At 71.3% G+C, this 18386-nt stretch carries 16 protein-coding genes; 12 read left to right on the top strand and 4 right to left on the bottom strand.

The features are described 5' to 3' along the window. Positions 1-158 precede the first annotated feature (158 nt). Positions 159-371 (top strand): hypothetical protein, encoded by a 213-nt coding sequence (locus tag ACFPQ9_RS10380; protein WP_380850197.1) that lies wholly within the window; start codon positions 159-161, stop codon positions 369-371. Here the strand turns inward: ACFPQ9_RS10380 and ACFPQ9_RS10375 are convergent. After that, positions 361-1806, bottom strand: a complete 1446-nt coding sequence (locus ACFPQ9_RS10375; RefSeq protein ID WP_380850194.1) for a threonine aldolase family protein — start codon at positions 1804-1806, stop codon at positions 361-363. The two genes, ACFPQ9_RS10380 and ACFPQ9_RS10375, sit on opposite strands and share 11 nt — an antisense overlap. A 374-nt stretch (positions 1807-2180) precedes the next feature. Between ACFPQ9_RS10375 and ACFPQ9_RS10370 the strand changes: the two genes are divergently transcribed. The 10 genes from ACFPQ9_RS10370 to ACFPQ9_RS10325 all read left to right on the top strand — a co-directional run bounded on the left by ACFPQ9_RS10370 (position 2181) and on the right by ACFPQ9_RS10325 (position 11058). Next, positions 2181-3128, top strand: a complete 948-nt coding sequence (locus tag ACFPQ9_RS10370; RefSeq protein WP_380850191.1) for a Rossmann-like and DUF2520 domain-containing protein — start codon at positions 2181-2183, stop codon at positions 3126-3128. Further along, positions 3125-4123: a pantoate--beta-alanine ligase gene (gene panC / locus ACFPQ9_RS10365; RefSeq protein WP_380850188.1), complete on the top strand. Its 999-nt coding sequence runs from the start codon at positions 3125-3127 to the stop codon at positions 4121-4123. Before ACFPQ9_RS10370 ends, panC begins: the two co-directional genes overlap by 4 nt. Further along, entirely contained in the window at positions 4120-5829 is a 1710-nt protein-coding gene (locus tag ACFPQ9_RS10360) for an L-aspartate oxidase (protein WP_380850185.1), read from the top strand. The genes panC and ACFPQ9_RS10360 overlap by 4 nt, the downstream gene beginning before the upstream one ends. A 5-nt stretch (positions 5830-5834) precedes the next feature. After that, positions 5835-6806: a carboxylating nicotinate-nucleotide diphosphorylase gene (nadC, locus tag ACFPQ9_RS10355; protein WP_380850182.1), complete on the top strand. Its 972-nt coding sequence runs from the start codon at positions 5835-5837 to the stop codon at positions 6804-6806. A gap of 8 nt (positions 6807-6814) precedes the next feature. Beyond that, positions 6815-7612, top strand: a complete 798-nt coding sequence (locus tag ACFPQ9_RS10350; protein WP_380850180.1) for a type III pantothenate kinase — start codon at positions 6815-6817, stop codon at positions 7610-7612. A 501-nt stretch (positions 7613-8113) separates the two neighbouring features. After that, positions 8114-8815, top strand: coding sequence for a hypothetical protein (locus ACFPQ9_RS10345; protein ID WP_380850997.1), 702 nt, complete (start codon positions 8114-8116; stop codon positions 8813-8815). Positions 8816-8977: 162 nt separating this feature from the next. Continuing rightward, the gene (locus tag ACFPQ9_RS10340; RefSeq protein ID WP_380850177.1) at positions 8978-9157 is read left to right on the top strand and encodes a hypothetical protein; all 180 of its coding nucleotides are present in this window, start codon (positions 8978-8980) and stop codon (positions 9155-9157) included. Positions 9158-9350: 193 nt separating this feature from the next. Further along, positions 9351-9902, top strand: a complete 552-nt coding sequence (locus ACFPQ9_RS10335) for a BlaI/MecI/CopY family transcriptional regulator (protein WP_380850994.1) — start codon at positions 9351-9353, stop codon at positions 9900-9902. A 9-nt stretch (positions 9903-9911) separates the two neighbouring features. After that, positions 9912-10475, top strand: coding sequence for an amino-acid N-acetyltransferase (locus tag ACFPQ9_RS10330; RefSeq protein ID WP_380850174.1), 564 nt, complete (start codon positions 9912-9914; stop codon positions 10473-10475). A 247-nt stretch (positions 10476-10722) separates the two neighbouring features. After that, positions 10723-11058, top strand: coding sequence for a histone-like nucleoid-structuring protein Lsr2 (locus ACFPQ9_RS10325; protein ID WP_030959275.1), 336 nt, complete (start codon positions 10723-10725; stop codon positions 11056-11058). Between the two features lie 31 nt (positions 11059-11089). Here ACFPQ9_RS10325 and ACFPQ9_RS10320 read toward each other — a convergent pair whose 3' ends face one another. Further along, positions 11090-11974 (bottom strand): SCO3374 family protein, encoded by an 885-nt coding sequence (locus tag ACFPQ9_RS10320; RefSeq protein WP_380850171.1) that lies wholly within the window; start codon positions 11972-11974, stop codon positions 11090-11092. A 430-nt stretch (positions 11975-12404) separates the two neighbouring features. Here ACFPQ9_RS10320 and ACFPQ9_RS10315 point away from each other — a divergent pair, with 430 nt between their 5' ends. Beyond that, on the top strand, positions 12405-14930 hold the full coding sequence (locus ACFPQ9_RS10315) for an ATP-dependent Clp protease ATP-binding subunit (protein ID WP_380850168.1): 2526 nt from the start codon (positions 12405-12407) through the stop codon (positions 14928-14930). 73 nt (positions 14931-15003) lie between these two features. On the opposite strand, the gene ACFPQ9_RS10310 is transcribed toward ACFPQ9_RS10315, so the two are convergent. Both ACFPQ9_RS10310 and ACFPQ9_RS10305 read right to left on the bottom strand, forming a co-directional pair. Further along, positions 15004-15648, bottom strand: a complete 645-nt coding sequence (locus ACFPQ9_RS10310; RefSeq protein WP_380850165.1) for an HAD family acid phosphatase — start codon at positions 15646-15648, stop codon at positions 15004-15006. Positions 15649-15793: 145 nt separating this feature from the next. Next, a complete protein-coding gene (locus tag ACFPQ9_RS10305) occupies positions 15794-18379 on the bottom strand; it encodes an NACHT domain-containing protein (RefSeq protein WP_380850162.1) in 2586 nt (861 codons plus the stop codon). Positions 18380-18386: the final 7 nt, after the last annotated feature.

The raw sequence follows: 18386 nt of genomic DNA, 5'->3' as shown, positions 1-18386 counted from the left end.
GCCACTGACAACGCGGCCGTCGATTGACGGCGACCGTCAATCGACGCGACAGGACCGCCGCACCCCGCGCAGCCTGGGATCACCGGGGCAGCCGCGGAAGCCCGATCACCCTCTCGTCACGTCTCCATGTCTCTCAGGTCACCACAAGGCGGTCAGCCATGAGCATCACGCAGCAGTACCTCCTCGACACCTACCGTGCCCGTCAGCGCGGCGAGGCCGCCCCTCCGGCGCCCGGCAGCCACGACTGGCAGGTCGTGCGCGAGTTCCGCGACCACTGGCAGTTCAGGGCCGTGGTCGCCGGGCGCCCGGCTCATGGGCGGATACGGCGGACCCTTGGCCGGTGGCTCCGGCGGCCGCGCTCTACCTGGTGACGCCCGACCTGCCGACCTCCTCGGCCAGCCGGTCCACGAACCCGGCGACGGCCCTGCGTACATCGTCGGCCGTCCACTCCAGGCCGGCGGCCCGGACGTAGACCTCGGTGAAGGCAAGGCCGGGGCCCTTGGCCTCCCAGCCGCCCGCGAACAGGACGGTCTTCGTCTCCTCGGCGTGCCGGATCGCGGCCTCGGCGAGGACATCGGCGTCGTACGGCAGCCACACCTGGAACTCGTTCGTGTGCGGCGGCTCGGGGTGGACCCGTATCCACGGCACCCCGGCCGCCGCGAACCCCTCGCGCAGCGCGGCGGCCACCACGCGTGCGTGGGCGACGTACTCGGGCAGGCGGGGCAGCTCCCGCTCCAGCCCGGCAAGGGCCGACAGCGCGGTCGGGAACTGCTGGAAGACCGTGCCGCCGTAGCGGTGCCGCCAGGCCTTCGCCTCGTCCACGAGCGTCTTCGGACCGGCGAGCGCCGCGCCGCCGAAGCCGTCGAGGGACTTGTAGAACGACACGTACACGCTGTCCGCCAGGTCCGCGATCTCCTCCAGGGAGCGGCCGAAGTGGACCGTGGACTCCCACAGGCGGGCGCCGTCGAAGTGCACCACCGCTTCGCGCTCCCGCGCCGCCTCCACCACCGCCGTGAGCTCGTCCCACGTGGGCAGCACGAAACCGGCGTCCCGGAGGGGCAGTTCGAGCATCAGCGCCCCGAAGGGCTCGTCGAAGTCCCGTACCTCGGCGGCTGTCGGCAGCCGTGGCTCGCTCGTCACACGGACCGGGCGCAAGCCGCTGACCTGGCTGAACGCATCGCGCTCATGCATCTCGGGGTGGGCCAGCGCATGCAGTGCGACGGTCGGGTTCCCGGTACGGCCCGCCCAGCAGCGCAGGGCCACCTGCTGGGCCATCGTGCCCGTCGGGAAGAACGCGGCGGACTCCTTGCCGAGCAGCCCGGCCGTCCTCTCCTCCAGGGCCTCGACGATGCCGTCGCCATAGAGGTCCGACGGCGCGTCCAGGTCGTGCAGATCCAGGGCACGCGCGTCGTCCAGCAGCGCCAGGCGCTCGCGGAGGGTGCCCAGAAAGCCGGGGCGCGCGAGCGCACGCCGCGCGCTGCGGTAGGCGGCGATGCGCCGCTCACGGCGCCGCTTGCGCCGCTCGTCGTCCGACACCGGCGCGTCCGACAATTGCTCGCCGGGCGACTGCTTGTGCAACGGCTGCTCGTTCAGCGACGGCCCGCTCAGCGACTGCTCATTCCGCGGCTGCTGGGCGGGCGATTCCCCGCTCAGCGACTGCTGCGCGGGCGCCTCCCCGCTCGGATCCGCCGCTGCCCCGACCCGGTCACCTGCCCCGACCCCTGCCGCTGTCCCATCCCCTGTCCCCGACCCTTGTCCGCCCCGCGCCCCTCGCTGCCCGTCGCCCCGCTCCGCCGTATCGCTCATGCCCCGGATCATCCCGCGCCCCCACCTGCGCGAGCACCCGCATTTCCCGCCGCGGCCCGGCCGTCATTTCCTGCTTCGGCCCGGCCGCCGGGCCCCGCACGCCTGCTGCGGGCGGCCCCACCCGCACGCCCCTTTCGTACGCCTGCCACGCCCCTTTCGTACGCCTGCCCCGCCCCTTTCGTACGCCTGCCCCGCCCGGTTCGTACGCCTGCCCCGCCCGGTTCGTACGCCTGCCCCGCCCGGTGCGCCCCGCGCGAAGGCGTGGCGAAACCCACAGCCTGTGGACAACCGAACGCCTCTCGAACCAATCGCGTTAACATGACGAGAAATCGTCCGGTACCCCGAGCGGACTGGAACGGGAAGGCCGCCGTCGCGTGAGTACAAGCCAACAGCCAGATCCCAGGGACCGCCCCGCGCGGCTCTCCGTCGGTGTCGTCGGCGCCGGGCGCGTGGGCCCGGCGCTCGCCGCGTCCCTCCAGCTCGCCGGACACCGCCCGGTGGCCGTCTCCGGGGTCTCCGACGCCTCCCGACGACGGGCCGAGCGGATGCTCCCCGACGTGCCGATGGTGCCGCCCGCCGAAGTGCTCGCGCGCGCCGAACTGGTGCTGCTGACCGTCCCGGACGACGTCCTGCCCGGCCTGGTCGAGGGCCTCGCCGAGACCGGCGCCGTCAAGCCCGGCCAGCTGCTGGTGCACACCTCCGGGCGGTACGGCGCGAAGGTCCTTGACCCCGCCCTGCGCGCGGGCGCCCTGCCGCTGGCCCTGCACCCGGCGATGACCTTCACCGGGACGCCCGTGGACGTCCAGCGCCTCGCCGGCTGCTCCTTCGGCGTCACCGCTCCCGAAGAGCTGCGGCTGGCCGCGGAGGCCCTCGTCATCGAGATGGGCGGCGAGCCGGAGTGGATCGCCGAGGAGAGGCGCCCGCTGTACCACGCGGCGCTCGCGCTGGGCGCGAACCACCTGGTGACCCTTGTCGCCCAGTCCATGGAGCTGCTGCGCGAGGCGGGCGTCGCCGCCCCCGACCGCATGCTCGGCCCACTGCTCGGCGCCGCCCTGGACAACGCGCTGCGCTCCGGCGACGCCGCCCTGACCGGCCCCGTCGCGCGCGGGGACGCCGGCACCGTCGCCGCGCACGTCAGCGAGCTGCGCCGGCACGCCCCGCAGACCGTCGCCGGCTATCTCGCCATGGCGCGCGCGACCGCCGACCGCGCCCTCGCCCACGGCCTGCTCAAGCCGGAGCTCGCCGAGGACCTCCTCGGGGTACTCGCGAACGGGACGAACGGCAGCAACGGGACCGACGGCGCAGAGGGAGACGCCCGATGACCACCACCCTGCGCACCGCCGCCGAACTGCACGCACGCACGCGTGCCGGCCGCCGCGCCGTAGTGATGACCATGGGCGCCCTGCACGAGGGCCATGCCACCCTGATCCGCGCCGCGCGCGCGATCGCCGGACCGGACGGCGAGGTCGTCGTCACCGTCTTCGTGAACCCCTTGCAGTTCGGGCAGGGCGAGGACCTCGACCGCTACCCGCGCACCCTGGACGCCGACGTCAAGATCGCCGAACAGGCCGGAGCGGACGTCGTGTTCGCGCCCGCCGTCGACGAGGTCTACCCCGGTGGCGAGCCCCAGGTCCGCATCAGCGCCGGCCCCATGGGCGAACGCCTGGAGGGCAGCTCGCGCCCCGGTCACTTCGACGGCATGCTCACCGTCGTCGCCAAGCTGCTGCACCTCACCCGGCCCGACGTCGCCCTGTTCGGCCAGAAGGACGCCCAGCAGCTCGCGCTGATCCGCCGCATGGTCCGCGACCTGAACTTCGGCATCGAGATCGTCGGCGTCCCGACCGTGCGCGAGGAGGACGGCCTCGCCCTCTCCAGCCGCAACCGCTACCTCTCGCCCAAGGAACGCCGCACGGCGCTCGCGCTGTCCCAGGCCCTGTTCGCCGGCAGCGACCGGCACGCCGCGCAGGAGGCGCTGCGCGCACGCGCGCGCGAAGTGCCCGCCACGCGTGCGCGTGCCGAGGCGCTCAGCGCCATAGGCGAATCCCGTGCCGCGGCCGACGCGCACGCCGTCGCCAAGGCCGTCCCCGGCGCCGCGGCCGCCGTCCGCGCCGCCGCCCGGCTGGTCCTGGACGAGGCCGCCCGCCTCGACCCGCCGCTCGAACTGGACTACCTCGCCCTCGTCGACCCGTCCGACTTCACGGAGATCACCGATCACGAGGACGACTACACCGGCGAGGCCGTACTCGCCGTCGCCGCCCGGGTCGGGACGACCCGGCTGATCGACAACGTCCCCCTCACCTTCGGAGCCGCCTCGTGAGCAGCACAGGCATACGACTGCACGCCCCCGCCCCTGGTTGGTCCATCGACGCGGACGTCGTGGTCGTCGGCTCCGGCGTCGCCGGACTCACCGCGGCCCTGCGGTGCGAGGCCGCGGGCCTGAAGACGGTCGTCGTCACCAAGGCCCGCCTGGACGACGGCTCCACACGCTGGGCCCAGGGCGGCGTCGCCGCGGCCCTCGGCGAGGGCGACACCCCCGAGCAGCACCTGGACGACACCCTGGTCGCGGGCGCGGGCCTGTGCGACGAGGAAGCGGTCCGCATGCTCGTCACCGAGGGCCCCGACGCCGTACGCCGCCTCATCGAGACCGGCGCCCACTTCGACGAGTCCTCCGAAGGGGAACTCGCGCTCACCCGCGAGGGCGGCCACCACCGCCGCCGTATCGCCCACGCGGGCGGCGACGCGACCGGCGCGGAGATCTCCCGTGCCCTGGTCGAGGCGGTACGCGCGCGTGGCGTGCGCACGGTCGAGAACGCGCTCGTGCTCGACCTCCTGACGGACGCGGACGGCCGTACCGCGGGCGTGACCCTGCACGTCATGGGCGAGGGCCAGCACGACGGCGTGGGCGCGGTCCACGCCCCCGCGGTGGTCCTGGCGACCGGGGGCATGGGCCAGGTCTTCTCCGCGACGACCAACCCGCCCGTGTCGACGGGCGACGGCGTGGCCCTCGCCCTGCGCGCGGGCGCCGAGGTCAGCGACCTGGAGTTCGTCCAGTTCCACCCCACCGTGCTCTTCCTCGGCGCGGACGCGGAGGGCCAGCAGCCCCTGGTCTCCGAGGCCGTGCGCGGCGAGGGCGCCCACCTGGTCGACGCCGACGGCGTGCGCTTCATGGTGGGACAGCACGAACTCGCCGAACTGGCCCCCCGGGACATCGTGGCCAAGGGCATCCTCCGGCGGATGCAGGAGCGGGACGCCGAGCACATGTTCCTCGACGCCCGTCACTTCGGCGCCGACATGTGGGAGCACCGCTTCCCGACGATCCTCGCCGCCTGCCGAGCCAACGGCATCGACCCGGTCACCACCCCCATCCCGATCGCCCCGGCCGCCCACCACGCCTCCGGCGGTGTACGCACCGACTCCCAGGGCCGTACGACGGTCCCCGGCCTGTACGCGTGCGGCGAGGTCGCCTGCACGGGCGTGCACGGCGCCAACCGGCTGGCCTCCAACTCACTCCTCGAAGGTCTGGTCTACGCCGAGCGCATCGCGGAGGACATCGCGGCGGCCCGCGCGGCCGACGGCCTGCACGCACGCGTGCCGAACCCGGTCCCGTACCCCGAGACCCCCGAGCACCCCCTGCTCACGCCCGAGGCCCGTTTCACGATCCAGCGGATCATGACGGACGGCGCGGGCGTCCTGCGCTCGGCGGACTCCCTCGCCAGGGCCGCCGACCAGCTCCAGCAGTTGCGCACCGAGGCCCGTGACGCCCTCACCGAGAACGGCAAGACCGCCGAGCCCGGCGTCGACACCTGGGAGGCCACGAACCTGCTGTGCGTGGCCCGGGTCCTGGTCGCCGCGGCACAACTGCGCGACGAGACGCGAGGCTGCCACTGGCGCGAGGACGAGCCCGACCGCGACGACACGGCATGGCGCCGCCACATCGTCGTACGCCTGAACCCGGACCGCACACTGGCCGTGCACACCACCGACACCGCAGACTTCCCCCCGACCCGTCCCCAGGAGCAGTGACAGCAGTGAGCACCCCCGACCTTCCCCTCGCCCCGAACGGCGGCTGCGGCGACGACTGCGCCTGCGGTGCCGGCGAGGAGTACCTGGAGTGCGGCCTCGACCCCGCACTCGCCGAGCTCCTCGCCGAGGCGGGCCTGGACCCCGTCGAGGTCGAGGACATCGCGAACGTCGCCATCCAGGAGGACCTGGCGCACGGCGTGGACGTGACGACGGTCGCGACCATCCCCGAAGAGGCCGTCGCCACCGCCGACTTCGTCGCGCGCGAGGCGGGCGTCGTGGCCGGCCTCAGGGTCGCCGAAGCGGTCGTCTCGATCGTCTGCGAGGACGAGTTCGAGGTAGAGCGGCACATCGAGGACGGCGAACGGGTGGAGGCGGGCGACAAGCTCCTGTCCATCACCACCCGCACCCGCGACCTCCTGACGGCCGAACGCAGCGCGCTGAACATCCTCTGCCGCCTCTCCGGCATCGCGACGGCCACGCGCGCGTGGGCGGACGTACTCGACGGCACCAGGGCGAAGGTCCGCGACACCCGCAAGACGACGCCGGGCCTGCGCGCCCTGGAGAAGTACGCGGTGCGCTGCGGCGGCGGCGTCAACCACCGCATGTCCCTCTCGGACGCGGCCCTGGTGAAGGACAACCACGTAGTGGCCGCGGGAGGGGTCGCCCAGGCCTTCAAGGCGGTCCGAGAAGCCTTCCCCGACCTCGCCATCGAGGTCGAGGTGGACACCCTGCACCAGCTCCGCGAGGTCGTGGACGCGGGCGCGGACCTGATCCTCCTGGACAACTTCACCCCGGGCGAGTGCGAGGAGGCGGTGGCGATCGTGGCCGGCCGGGCAGCCCTGGAAGCCTCGGGCCGTCTGACCCTCGACAACGCCCGGGCATACGCGACCACCGGCGTCGACTACCTCGCCGTCGGGGCCCTCACCCACTCCTCGCCGATCCTGGACATCGGCCTGGACCTGCGAGCGGCGGAGTAGGAACCGGCATGCTGCTCACCATCGACGTAGGCAACACGCACACCGTCCTCGGCCTGTTCGACGGCGACGACATCGTCGAACACTGGCGCATCTCCACGGACGCCCGCCGCACGGCCGACGAGCTCGCGGTCCTGCTCCAGGGCCTGATGGGCATGCACCCGCTCCTCGGCGACGAACTGGGCGACGGCATCGACGGCATCGCCATCTGCGCGACGGTCCCCTCGGTCCTGCACGAGCTGCGCGAGGTGACCCGCCGCTACTACGGCGACGTCCCCGCCGTCCTGGTCGAACCGGGCGTGAAGACGGGCGTACCGATCCTCACCGACAACCCCAAGGAGGTCGGCGCCGACCGCATCATCAACGCGGTGGCGGCGGTCGACCTCTACGGCGGTCCGGCGATCGTCGTCGACTTCGGTACGGCGACGACCTTCGACGCGGTGAGCGCGCGCGGCGAGTACATCGGCGGCGTCATCGCCCCCGGCATCGAGATCTCGGTCGAGGCCCTCGGCGTCCGCGGCGCCCAGCTCCGCAAGATCGAGGTGGCCCGCCCGCGCAGCGTGATCGGCAAGAACACCGTCGAGGCCATGCAGTCCGGCATCATCTACGGCTTCGCGGGCCAGGTCGACGGCGTGGTGCACCGCATGGCCCGCGAACTGGCGGACGACCCCGACGACGTCACCGTCATCGCAACGGGCGGCCTGGCCCCCATGGTCCTGGGCGAATCCTCGGTGATCGACGAACACGAACCGTGGCTGACCCTGATCGGCCTCCGCCTGGTCTACGAACGCAACGTCTCCCGCATGTGACGTCACCCGAGCCGACGGCCCTCAAAACGCCGCGCCTCGAAAGCCCCCGGTGCTCCTGCGCCCCCTGGGGCTGCCGCTTCGGCCCTGAACGGGCCTCATCCTCAAACGCCGGACGGGCTGAGTCGTCGCGGGCCGGGGGAGAGAGCCGCAGCCCCTCGGGCGCACCCCCACGCGCCGGCACCCGCCCCACGGCGGCAAGGGGCCGTGCCGGGGGGTGTCCGCCCGCAGCGGCCGGCGTCAAGAAGCAGCACTGTCTGAGCTACAGCAACCGCCGGACCGAGGACGGACACCCCCCGGCGCGGCCCCGACCCACAACGCACCCGCAGGCGCTGGGCGCACCCCACCGCACCCGCACAGGCGCCGCAGGCATCCACACCCACACCCACACCCACACCCCCCACCCGAGTGTCAACCCACGCCACACCCGCCCCCATATGCCGCGTTTGTCTGATTAGCGCGTATCGTCGGCGCATGCCCACGCCATACGGATCCCGCGGCGGCATGGCGTTCGGCGTGGAGGAGCTGCGTGTGCTCCGCCGCGCCCTCGACCTTGCCCTCACTCCCTGCCCCGCCCCGGCCCAAGACGTCGAGGACTGTCTCCGTCTCGCCGAGCATCTCGACGAGGCGATGCGCGAGGGCGCCCGGATGCGTGCCTTCCTGGTGGCCGACCTCGCCCGCTACCGCGCCGCCCTCCCCGGCACCGCGGCCGGCTACCTCACCCTCCTCGAAGAGGCCCTCGGCGCCGGCTACACCCCGATCCCCGAGGATCTCGCCGCCCTACGGGCCCTGCGCGGCAACCCCACCGCAGCCACCCTTCTGGCCCGCTGCCGCCCCCTGGGGCGCGACGCCGCCCACCCGACGGCCGCACGTACCACGTCCACCATCCCGGCGTCCCGTAGCCACCTCCAGGCCCTCCCTGGAGGCCTTTCCGCAGCCCCTTCCACCGGCACGCCCGAAGACTCCGCGACCGCGGCACCCGGCACACCCCTCGACCTCCCCGCCCAGGCCGCCGCCCGGGAACCCGCCAAACAGCCCCGGAAGAAGCCCGCCGAAAAGCCGGCCGCCCCGAAACCCGACCCCGGCCCGGAGCCCACCCCCGCCGCCCCGAAGCCGTCCCGCCCCATCCCCACTCCCGGCGAGGTCTTCCCCCGCCGCAAACCGACCCCACCCGCCAACCCGAGCCAACACCTGGCCGCAGGCTGACCGCCTCCTGCACCCGGGCGGCCCGCTACCCGGGCGGCCCGAACTCCGCGCCCCACCCGCGCCACACCAGGGCGGCACCACCCGTGCCGCACCCGCCCGCACCCCCACCCAAACCCGCCCCCAAGCGCCAGAACCCCCCACCCCCCTGGCTACCCTGGACGCATGGACTACGTCTCCGCACTCCTCCCCCCGGCCGTCATGGCCGTCTTCTTCATCGGTGTGATCCGAGTGATCGTGAAGACCCAGGGCGGAGCCAACAAGGCCAAGGAGGACGCGGCCGTGGACGCCGCACTCGCGCGCGTGGACGGCACGCGTCAGGCCTCCGCGAACAGCGACGCCTGACAGCGTCCGCCGCCGCACCCCGATCGGCGGCACGCACAACGGCGTACGACTCAAAGCCCGCCACTTTCCGAGTCGTACGCCCTTTTTGTTCCCATTTGCCAGAGAAAGTGCACGTCCGGCACGCCAACAACCAGAACTCCCACTATTGTGCTGAGCTGTGCCTCGCCCATTGGGAGAACTCGAAGACGCGGTCATGACGCGGGTGTGGAAGTGGAACCGCCCGGTGACCGTTCGAGAAGTCCTGGAAGATCTCCAGCAGGAACGGTCCATCGCGTACACCACCGTGATGACCGTTTTGGACAATCTCCATCAGAAGGGCTGGGTACGCCGCGAAGCGGAAGGCCGGGCCTATCGATATGAGGCGGTCTCCACACGAGCCGCCTACTCCGCCGCCCTGATGAACGACGCCTGGTCGCAGAGCGACAACCCCGCCGCCGCACTCGTCGCCTTCTTCGGCATGATGAGCGAGGAACAGCGCCAGGCCCTGCGGGACGCCGTACGCATCGTCCAGGGTCCGGAAACCCTCGAACCCACGACGCCGGCCGCACCCGATACACGTGCCGTAACGGATGCCGATACCGGCAGCGGCGATACGAGCAGCGCTGATACCGGCAGCGCCGATACCAGCACCGATAGCGACAACGCCGATACTGGCGGTTCCGATACCGCCCGCGGCCAAACCCGGCGGCCGCAAACCCGAGGCCACCAAAACCCCGGCTCCGCACCGGAGCCCGACGGGCGATAGCGTCCGCTCATGTCAGCAGAGAGCCACTCGACCGGGACTCCCTCGGCCGAGAGCCCAGAAGTCAGCTCAAAAGCCATCACCGTACGACGGGCCCGTACCAGCGATGTCCCGTCGGTGCGTCGTCTCCTTGACGAGTACGTCCGCCGGCGCATCCTGCTCGACAAAGCCACGGTGACGCTTTACGAGGACATCCAGGAGTTCTGGGTCGCGGAACGTGACGACAACGGCGAGGTCGTCGGCTGCGGCGCGCTGCACGTGATGTGGGAAGACCTGGCGGAAGTCCGCACTCTCGCGGTGAAGCCCGGTCTGAAGGGCGTCGGCGTCGGTCACCAGTTGCTGGAGAAGTTGCTGCACACCGCACGCTGGCTCGGCGTTCGACGCGTTTTCTGTCTGACCTTCGAAGCGGACTTCTTCGGCAAGCACGGCTTCGTCGAGATCGGGGAGACGCCGGTCGACACCGACGTCTACGCGGAGCTGCTGCGTTCCTATGACGAGGGCGTGGCGGAGTTCCTCGGTCTCGAACGAGTGAAACCGAACACCTTGGGCAACAGCCGGATGCTTCTGCATCTGTGATCGCCAAGGATCCTCCATGGATCCGCAAGGTGTATTCCGTCCGACAGGCCGTGCCCAGGTGCCCTATGTCCGAAACGCGCATGTTTCCGGACGGTGCCCGGACCGTGAGTCTCTCCCGGGGGTTTGTGTTTTTCCAGCAAAAGCGGTTTGCTTTCCGACGTACTGCAGTACTGCATATAACAGGGGGCGGCGAAACGGCGGACGCCGCAGACCCCAGGCCCTCAAGTTATCGATGAAAGGAAATCCGGTGGCACAGAAGGTTCAGGTCCTTCTTGTCGACGACCTCGACGGCGGCGAGGCGGACGAGACCGTGACGTTCGCGCTGGACGGCAAGACGTACGAGATCGATCTCACGACTGCCAATGCGGACAAGCTCCGTGGCCTTCTCGACCCTTACGTGAAGGGTGGTCGTCGTACCGGAGGCCGCGCTTCGGGTGGTCGCGGAAAGGCGCGCGCCGCTTCCGGTGGCAGCCAGGACACCGCGCAGATCCGCGCGTGGGCCAAGGAGAACGGCTACGAGGTCAACGACCGCGGCCGTGTTCCCGCGTCCATTCGCGAGGCATACGAGAAGGCCAACGCCTGATCCAGGGCAAAGCCTGATCCACGGAACAGGTCTATGGACGGGCCGACGGCCGGGCGCACCCGCGCCTCAGCCGCAGGCGGTGGCACTGCGTTGCCACCGTGTCCAGAATCCGCACGAGGTCGGGGGCGCCCCCACCGCCCCCGAGGGCCGACAAGGTCGGCAGCGAGGCCTCGACCTCGCCCCCAGGCTCGGGGGGTCGCAGCCACACGGCGGCCCCCTGCACGGCGCCGGAGCGGCCCAGGGGGAGCGGCCGCACTCCACCGGGCCCCGACGGCCGGGCACGACGTACGGCCCCCCTCGGTCCGGCATCGACCGGTCCGGCATCGACCGGTCCGGCATCGCCGGGACGCCGTACGGCCGCCCCGACCGGCCCCGGCTCGTCGGCACGGTGCCGTACGCACCCCGACGGCACGCACTCCGACGCCACGCACTCCGACGGCCGCACGTCCCCGGTGCGATGCCAGGCCGCATTCCAGGCCGAACACCAGGCGGAATGCCGTGCGGCCCCGGACGCCGGGATCGCCCGCGCGGGCAGCGGCGCCTCCATGAGTCCGCCCTCGCCGAGCACCGTCAGGTCCAGGGGCAGCGCGCCCCACTCCAGCCAGGCCAGCACCCCCGGCACCTCCTCCGCGCCGCCCGCGGCGACGAGCAGCCACATGCGGTCGCCCCGGACAGCCACCGGGGAACTCGGCCCGAGATGGCGCAGTGCCGCACGGCCCGCCTCGGCCGGGACGTCCAGGACGTCGAAGCGCAGGCCCACACGCAGGGCCGGCGCGGATCCGGGGGCCGTGGGCACCACCGGCCAGCCCAGTTCGTTCTCGTACCACCGCCGGACCTGATCGCTCGGATCGAGCGGCCGACGGGGGAAGGGGATCGCAGCGATGTCCGTGGTGATCGAGGGACGGGTGCCGACCATGCCAAGAGCAACCGCCGAATGGACGTGCGGGTTACGCTGGGTGTGCTGACAGATGCGCAGCGTGTCGAAATGGGGGGCGTGCGGGGGTGTGGGGTGGCGCAAGGTTGTTCGCCCGTAGCGGAGGGAACCGGGGGGCGCGGCATGGAGTGTCAGTCCCAGCGGGTAAGACATCCCTAGTGGGAGGGGGCGACACGCAGGACAGTGAGTCTCACGTTCGCCATCGGCGTACTGATGGAGAGGGTAACTGCCTGGCCTGCGGGAACATCGTCTCGCACCATCGGGTTGGAGCAGATGTCGGCGTTCGGGGTCAGGAGGCCATCGACGGTGTCGGCAGTTGGAATGAGCGGTCCCCGCTTGCGGGACTAAGCTGCGGAAGGACAGGGAGGGGAAGTTCCCCCCACTGCCTGACCGCTCTGAGGAGCGATTAACGATGTTCGAGAGGTTCACCGACCGCGCGCGGCGGGTTGTCGTCCTGGCTCAGGAAGAAGCCCGGATGCTCAACCACAACTACATCGGCACCGAGCACATCCTCCTGGGCCTGATCCACGAGGGTGAGGGTGTCGCCGCCAAGGCCCTTGAGAGCCTCGGGATTTCGCTCGAGGCGGTCCGCCAGCAGGTGGAGGAGATCATCGGCCAGGGCCAGCAGGCCCCGTCCGGGCACATCCCCTTCACCCCCCGTGCCAAGAAGGTCCTGGAGCTGTCGCTCCGCGAGGCCCTTCAGCTCGGCCACAACTACATCGGCACGGAGCACATCCTGCTCGGCCTGATCCGTGAGGGTGAGGGCGTCGCCGCCCAGGTCCTGGTCAAGCTGGGCGCCGATCTCAACCGGGTGCGGCAGCAGGTCATCCAGCTGCTCTCCGGCTACCAGGGCAAGGAGACCGCCACCGCAGGCGGGCCTGCCGAGGGCACCCCCTCGACGTCCCTGGTCCTCGACCAGTTCGGCCGGAACCTCACCCAGGCCGCTCGTGAGTCCAAGCTCGACCCGGTCATCGGGCGCGAGAAGGAGATCGAGCGGGTCATGCAGGTGCTGTCCCGCCGTACCAAGAACAACCCGGTCCTGATCGGTGAGCCCGGCGTCGGCAAGACCGCCGTCGTCGAGGGTCTCGCCCAGGCCATCGTCAAGGGCGAGGTGCCCGAGACCCTCAAGGACAAGCACCTCTACACCCTGGACCTCGGCGCGCTGGTCGCCGGCTCCCGCTACCGCGGTGACTTCGAGGAGCGCCTGAAGAAGGTCCTCAAGGAGATCCGCACCCGCGGCGACATCATCCTGTTCATCGACGAGCTGCACACGCTGGTCGGTGCGGGTGCCGCCGAGGGCGCCATCGACGCCGCTTCGATCCTGAAGCCGATGCTGGCCCGCGGTGAGCTGCAGACCATCGGTGCCACCACGCTGGACGAGTACCGCAAGCACCTGGAGAAGGACGCGGCCCTGGAGCGCCGCTTCCAGCCCATCCAGGTCGCCGAGCCGTCCCTGCCGCACACGATCGAGATCCTCAAGGGTCTGCGCGACCGGTACGAGGCCCACCACCGGGTCTCCATCACCGACGAGGCGCTGGTCCAGGCCGCCACCCTGGCCGACCGGTACATCTCGGACCGCTTCCTGCCGGACAAGGCGATCGACCTGATCGACGAGGCCGGTTCCCGGATGCGTATCCGCCGGATGACCGCGCCGCCGGACCTGCGTGAGTTCGACGAGAAGATCGCGGGCGTGCGCCGCGACAAGGAGTCCGCGATCGACTCGCAGGACTTCGAGAAGGCCGCGTCCCTGCGCGACAAGGAGAAGCAGCTCCTCGCCGCCAAGGCCAAGCGCGAGAAGGAGTGGAAGGCCGGCGACATGGACGTCGTCGCCGAGGTCGACGGCGAGCTGATCGCCGAGGTCCTCGCGACCGCCACCGGCATCCCGGTCTTCAAGCTGACCGAGGAGGAGTCCTCGCGTCTGCTGCGCATGGAGGACGAGCTCCACAAGCGGGTCATCGGCCAGGTCGACGCCGTCAAGGCGCTGTCCAAGGCGATCCGCCGTACGCGTGCCGGTCTGAAGGACCCGAAGCGTCCCGGTGGCTCGTTCATCTTCGCCGGTCCGTCCGGTGTCGGTAAGACCGAGCTGTCCAAGGCGCTCGCCGAGTTCCTCTTCGGTGACGAGGACGCGCTGATCTCCCTCGACATGTCGGAGTTCAGCGAGAAGCACACGGTCTCGCGGCTCTTCGGTTCGCCCCCCGGCTACGTGGGCTACGAAGAGGGCGGCCAGCTGACGGAGAAGGTGCGGCGCAAGCCGTTCTCGGTGGTTCTCTTCGACGAGGTCGAGAAGGCCCACCCGGACATCTTCAACTCGCTGCTGCAGATCCTGGAGGACGGTCGTCTGACCGACTCCCAGGGCCGGGTCGTGGACTTCAAGAACACGGTCATCATCATGACGACCAACCTCGGCACCCGGGACATCTCCAAGGGCTTCAACCTGGGCTTCGCGGCCTCGGGTGACACGAAGACCAACTACGAGCGCATGAAGAACAAGGTCCAGGACGAGCTCAAGCAGCACTTCCGGCCCGAGTTCCTCAACCGCGTCGACGACGTGGTCGTCTTCCCGCAGCTGACCCAGAGCGACATCCTCGCGATCGTCGACCTGATGATCGGCAAGGTGGACGAGCGACTGAAGGACCGGGACATGGGCATCGAGCTCTCCCAGTCCGCCAAGGAGCTGCTGTCCAAGAAGGGTTACGACCCGGTGCTGGGCGCGCGTCCGCTGCGTCGCACGATCCAGCGCGAGATCGAGGACTCGCTGTCGGAGAAGATCCTCTTCGGCGAGCTGCGTCCCGGTCACATCGTGGTCGTGGACACCGAGGGCGAGGGCGACTCCGCCACCTTCACCTTCCGCGGTGAGGAGAAGTCGGCGCTGCCGGACGTCCCGCCGATCGAGCAGGCGGCCGGCGGAGCCGGGCCGAACCTGAGCAAGGAGGCCTAGCCGCCGCGCTGGGCTTGAACGAAGGGGCTGCCCCGGGACCTGGTCCCGGGGCAGCCCCTTCGTGTGCCTCGTATCAGGAAAGCTGCCCGTTGTAGTCCGGCAGCTTGTACGTCTTCTCGGCGTGGCCGCCCGACAGGTCGGTGGCGCTGTTACCGATGTTCGCGATGATCGTGTAGCCCTTGTTCTCGATGTCGACGCGCTGGGCCGTCTTGTAGTCGGCGACATTCTTGAACAGGTCGAAGAAGCCGCGCACGTACAGGCCGGAGACCTTGTAGCCGACGTGCTTGAGGTTGTAGTCGGTCACCGAGTAGATGATGCCGGGGCGGGCGGTCACGAAGAACACCGAGACGCCGTGCTCCTGGGCGTACTTGGCCACCTCCAGGGCCGGCTTGTTGGCCGGCTGCGGGTAGCTGAAGCCGAAGTCCGTCTCCAGGGTGGTGTTGTCGATGTCGAAGACGATCGCCTGCTTCTCACCCGGCTCGGTGTTGGCGATCCGCTGCTTCAGATAGGGCAGCGCCTGGTTCATGACGGCACGGCAGTCCTTCTGCCAGGTGTCGTAGTCGACGTCCTCGGCGGCTGCGGCTGTCGTCGCGGTGGCGACGGTCGAGGTGCCGGTGGCCGTCGCGGCCTGGGCGCCGACGGGGACCGCCATCGCCGTGACGGCGATCGTCGCGGCGGCGGTCATGCCTATGCGGCGCGTCCAGGTGCCTCTGCTCATGTGGGGGTCCTCTCGCATCCGTGCGCTGCCTTGGTCGTGGGCATGCTCGTGGGTGGGGATGGCTTGCAAGGAACCAGCGGGTTACCGGACGGTAGCTCACGTTGAGACGCGGCTCACATAGCTTGGTGCGGCTTCGTGACGAGCGTCACAGTGCCTCTCGTGCCGTGATCTCGACCCCTTCCGGCACGTTCCGCACGCGCGGCAGACGGGGGTTGACCCGCAGGACGCGCAGCCCGGGGAAGCGGGACAGCCAGGAGACGTCCGTGTCGGTGAGCTCGGCGTTGAGCCACAGATGCGTCAACTGCCCCGGATCCAGGCCCGCCAGCAGCTCCTCGGTGCGCATCACCCCGGCCACCTGGACGCGCGGGCGCCCGCCGAGGTCCCGTAGGGCCGCCAGTTCGGCGGTGTCGGAGACGGGGAAGTACAGACCCTCCGGGTCCAGGTGGGCGATGATCTCCTGTGCGTACCGTTCCGTGTCGAAGTGCCGCCAGCCCCGGGCGAGTTCCGCGCGGATCGGAAGCGCCGAGCGGGTGCGCAGCCGGACAAGGTAGTCGATGGCGGCGTCGTCCTGGACACCCGTCGCGGTGACGGCGAGCAGCAGCGCCTGCCGGTCGTCGGGGACCTGCTCCGGCTCGGGCAGCAGCTCCAGGACGATGGGCCCGACCCAGCCCAGGCCACGGGCGGCGAGCTCGGTCGTCGGCCGCACCAGGTTCTTCGTGCGGTCGTGGACCAACCGCTGGACGGCCGGGTCGAGTTCGGCGACATGCTCCAGACAGGCCGCGGCCATCAGGCGACGGTGGTTGACCTGGGGGCGGCGCAGGGCGGGCGCGGGCGCCAGCAGCTCCTCCAGGAAGCGGGCGCACTCCTCCGGGCGGGCATGGGCGACGGCCATCCGGACCACCTCCTCCCACTCGGCCCGGTGGGCATGGTCGACCAGGGTGTGCAGCCGGCCGCGCGCCACGATCTCCTTGGCGGCGAGATAGTCCTGGAAGGTGCGGTGAATGAAGTCCACCGAGTCGCCCGAACGCTCGCGCAACAGCCCCGTGCGGTGCAGCAGATGGCGGAAGATCTCCTCGCCGTCCCCCTGGGCGCGGGCGGCCGGCATGGCGGGCAGCGTCGCGTCCAGGATGCCGACCGCCCGTCGGCGCGGCAGCTCCGAGGCGCTCTCCTCCAGCATGGCGTGGGCGAGTTTCTGCAACAGCCGCTCCCGGGTGCCCTGCTGAAGCCGCACATCGTCGGCGTACAGCACGTCCCGTTCCGGATCGCGCCGTTGCAGCAGCATCTCCAGGGCGGCGTCGTAGAGCTCCTTGCGGCCGTGCGGGAGGGATCCGGCCCGGTCGCGGTTGAGCGCGCAGATCAGGCCGCACATCAGGGGGTTGGTGGCGAGCTGGCGCAGCTCGCGGTAGATCCGTACGGAATGCAGCAGGCGCTGCTCGTACTGCTCCAGCTCCTCCCGCTTGTCCCGCTGCCCCTGGCTCAGCTCGTCGCGGCTCGCCGCCGAGTGCCAGTCCCGGATGAACCGCGTCACCCGGTCCCGCGACATCGGGGCGAGCGACAGCTCCACGAACCCCTCGTCGGCCAGCCCCTCCTCGGCGAGCCAGCCGTCCTCCACCGCGGACGGCCGGGAGGTGACCAGACAGCCGTTGCCGGAGAAGATGCGCAGCAAACGGCGGAGCCGGTCGCGCAGTTCGCCGCGCGCCTTCTCCGGGGCCTCGTCGATCCCGTCGACCAGCAGCAGGGCACGGCCCGCGAGCAGGGTCCGCACCACCCATCCCTCCGGTGCCCGGTCGGCGAGCGGATGCCGGATCGCGTGCAGCAGATCGTCCGGCGCCGGGAAGCCCTCGCGGGCGAACCGTCGTACGGGAAGCACGAAGGGGACGCGGGAGCCCGAACGGGCGGTGGCCACGGCCAGCCACTGGACCAGGGTCGTCTTCCCCGAGCCGGCGACCCCGCGCAGCAGCACCCGCTCGTGATCCTCCAGCGCCCGGTCCGCGAGCAGTACGGTGCGCTGTCCGTCCGCGTCGCCGCGCACCCCGCCGCCGCTGCGCTCCTCGGCCTCCAGACTGAGGTAGGTCTCCTCCAGCGGCCACCGGTCCGGGGCATTGGGGAAGTCCACGCCGACGATCGTCAGCCAGCCGTGCCGGTCCACCACCCATTGCGCGTACCGGGCCTCGAACTCCGCGTCCTCCCGCGACCGTTCGGGCTGCCTCGCGGCCGCCTCGGTGTCCTCGAGATCGACCAACTGGGCGATGTGGCTGGCGCGTTCGGGTAACCGGCGCTGGATGTACGGGGAGCGCCGCACGAGGTGGTGCAGGACGTGCAGACAGGCGGAGACGAGCAACGCGTCGTGGAACCAGGCGGCTTCCGGGGTCAGCCCGCGGTCCGCGCCCTGCACCGCCCCGCGCAGCCAGCGCGCGTAGTCCCGCGGGCCGAGCTGCACGGCCTCGGCGTCGGTCAGGCCGGCCTCGGCGATCGCGAGCAGGGTGCGGGCCAGCACATCGACCACGGCGGGCAGTTCGGCGGTCGGGGTGGCGTACCGCTCGGCGGCGAGCTGCACGAACTCGGCGGCGATGCGGTGGACGTCGTCCGGGGCGGCGGGGGCGCCGGGGCCGTGCCAGGTGGTGAGGGTGGGGAGGGGCGCGGGGGCGGTGGGGGGTTGCGGCGGGGTCCGGAAGAGGCGTTGGACGAGGAGGGTGGCTTGGGCGGAGGGCGTGCGGACGGCGGGCTCCATGGAAGGT

This window comes from Streptomyces coerulescens (assembly GCF_042657965.1).
Lineage (GTDB): Bacteria > Actinomycetota > Actinomycetes > Streptomycetales > Streptomycetaceae > Streptomyces > Streptomyces coerulescens.
This window is presented reverse-complemented; position numbering and strand designations above follow the sequence as displayed.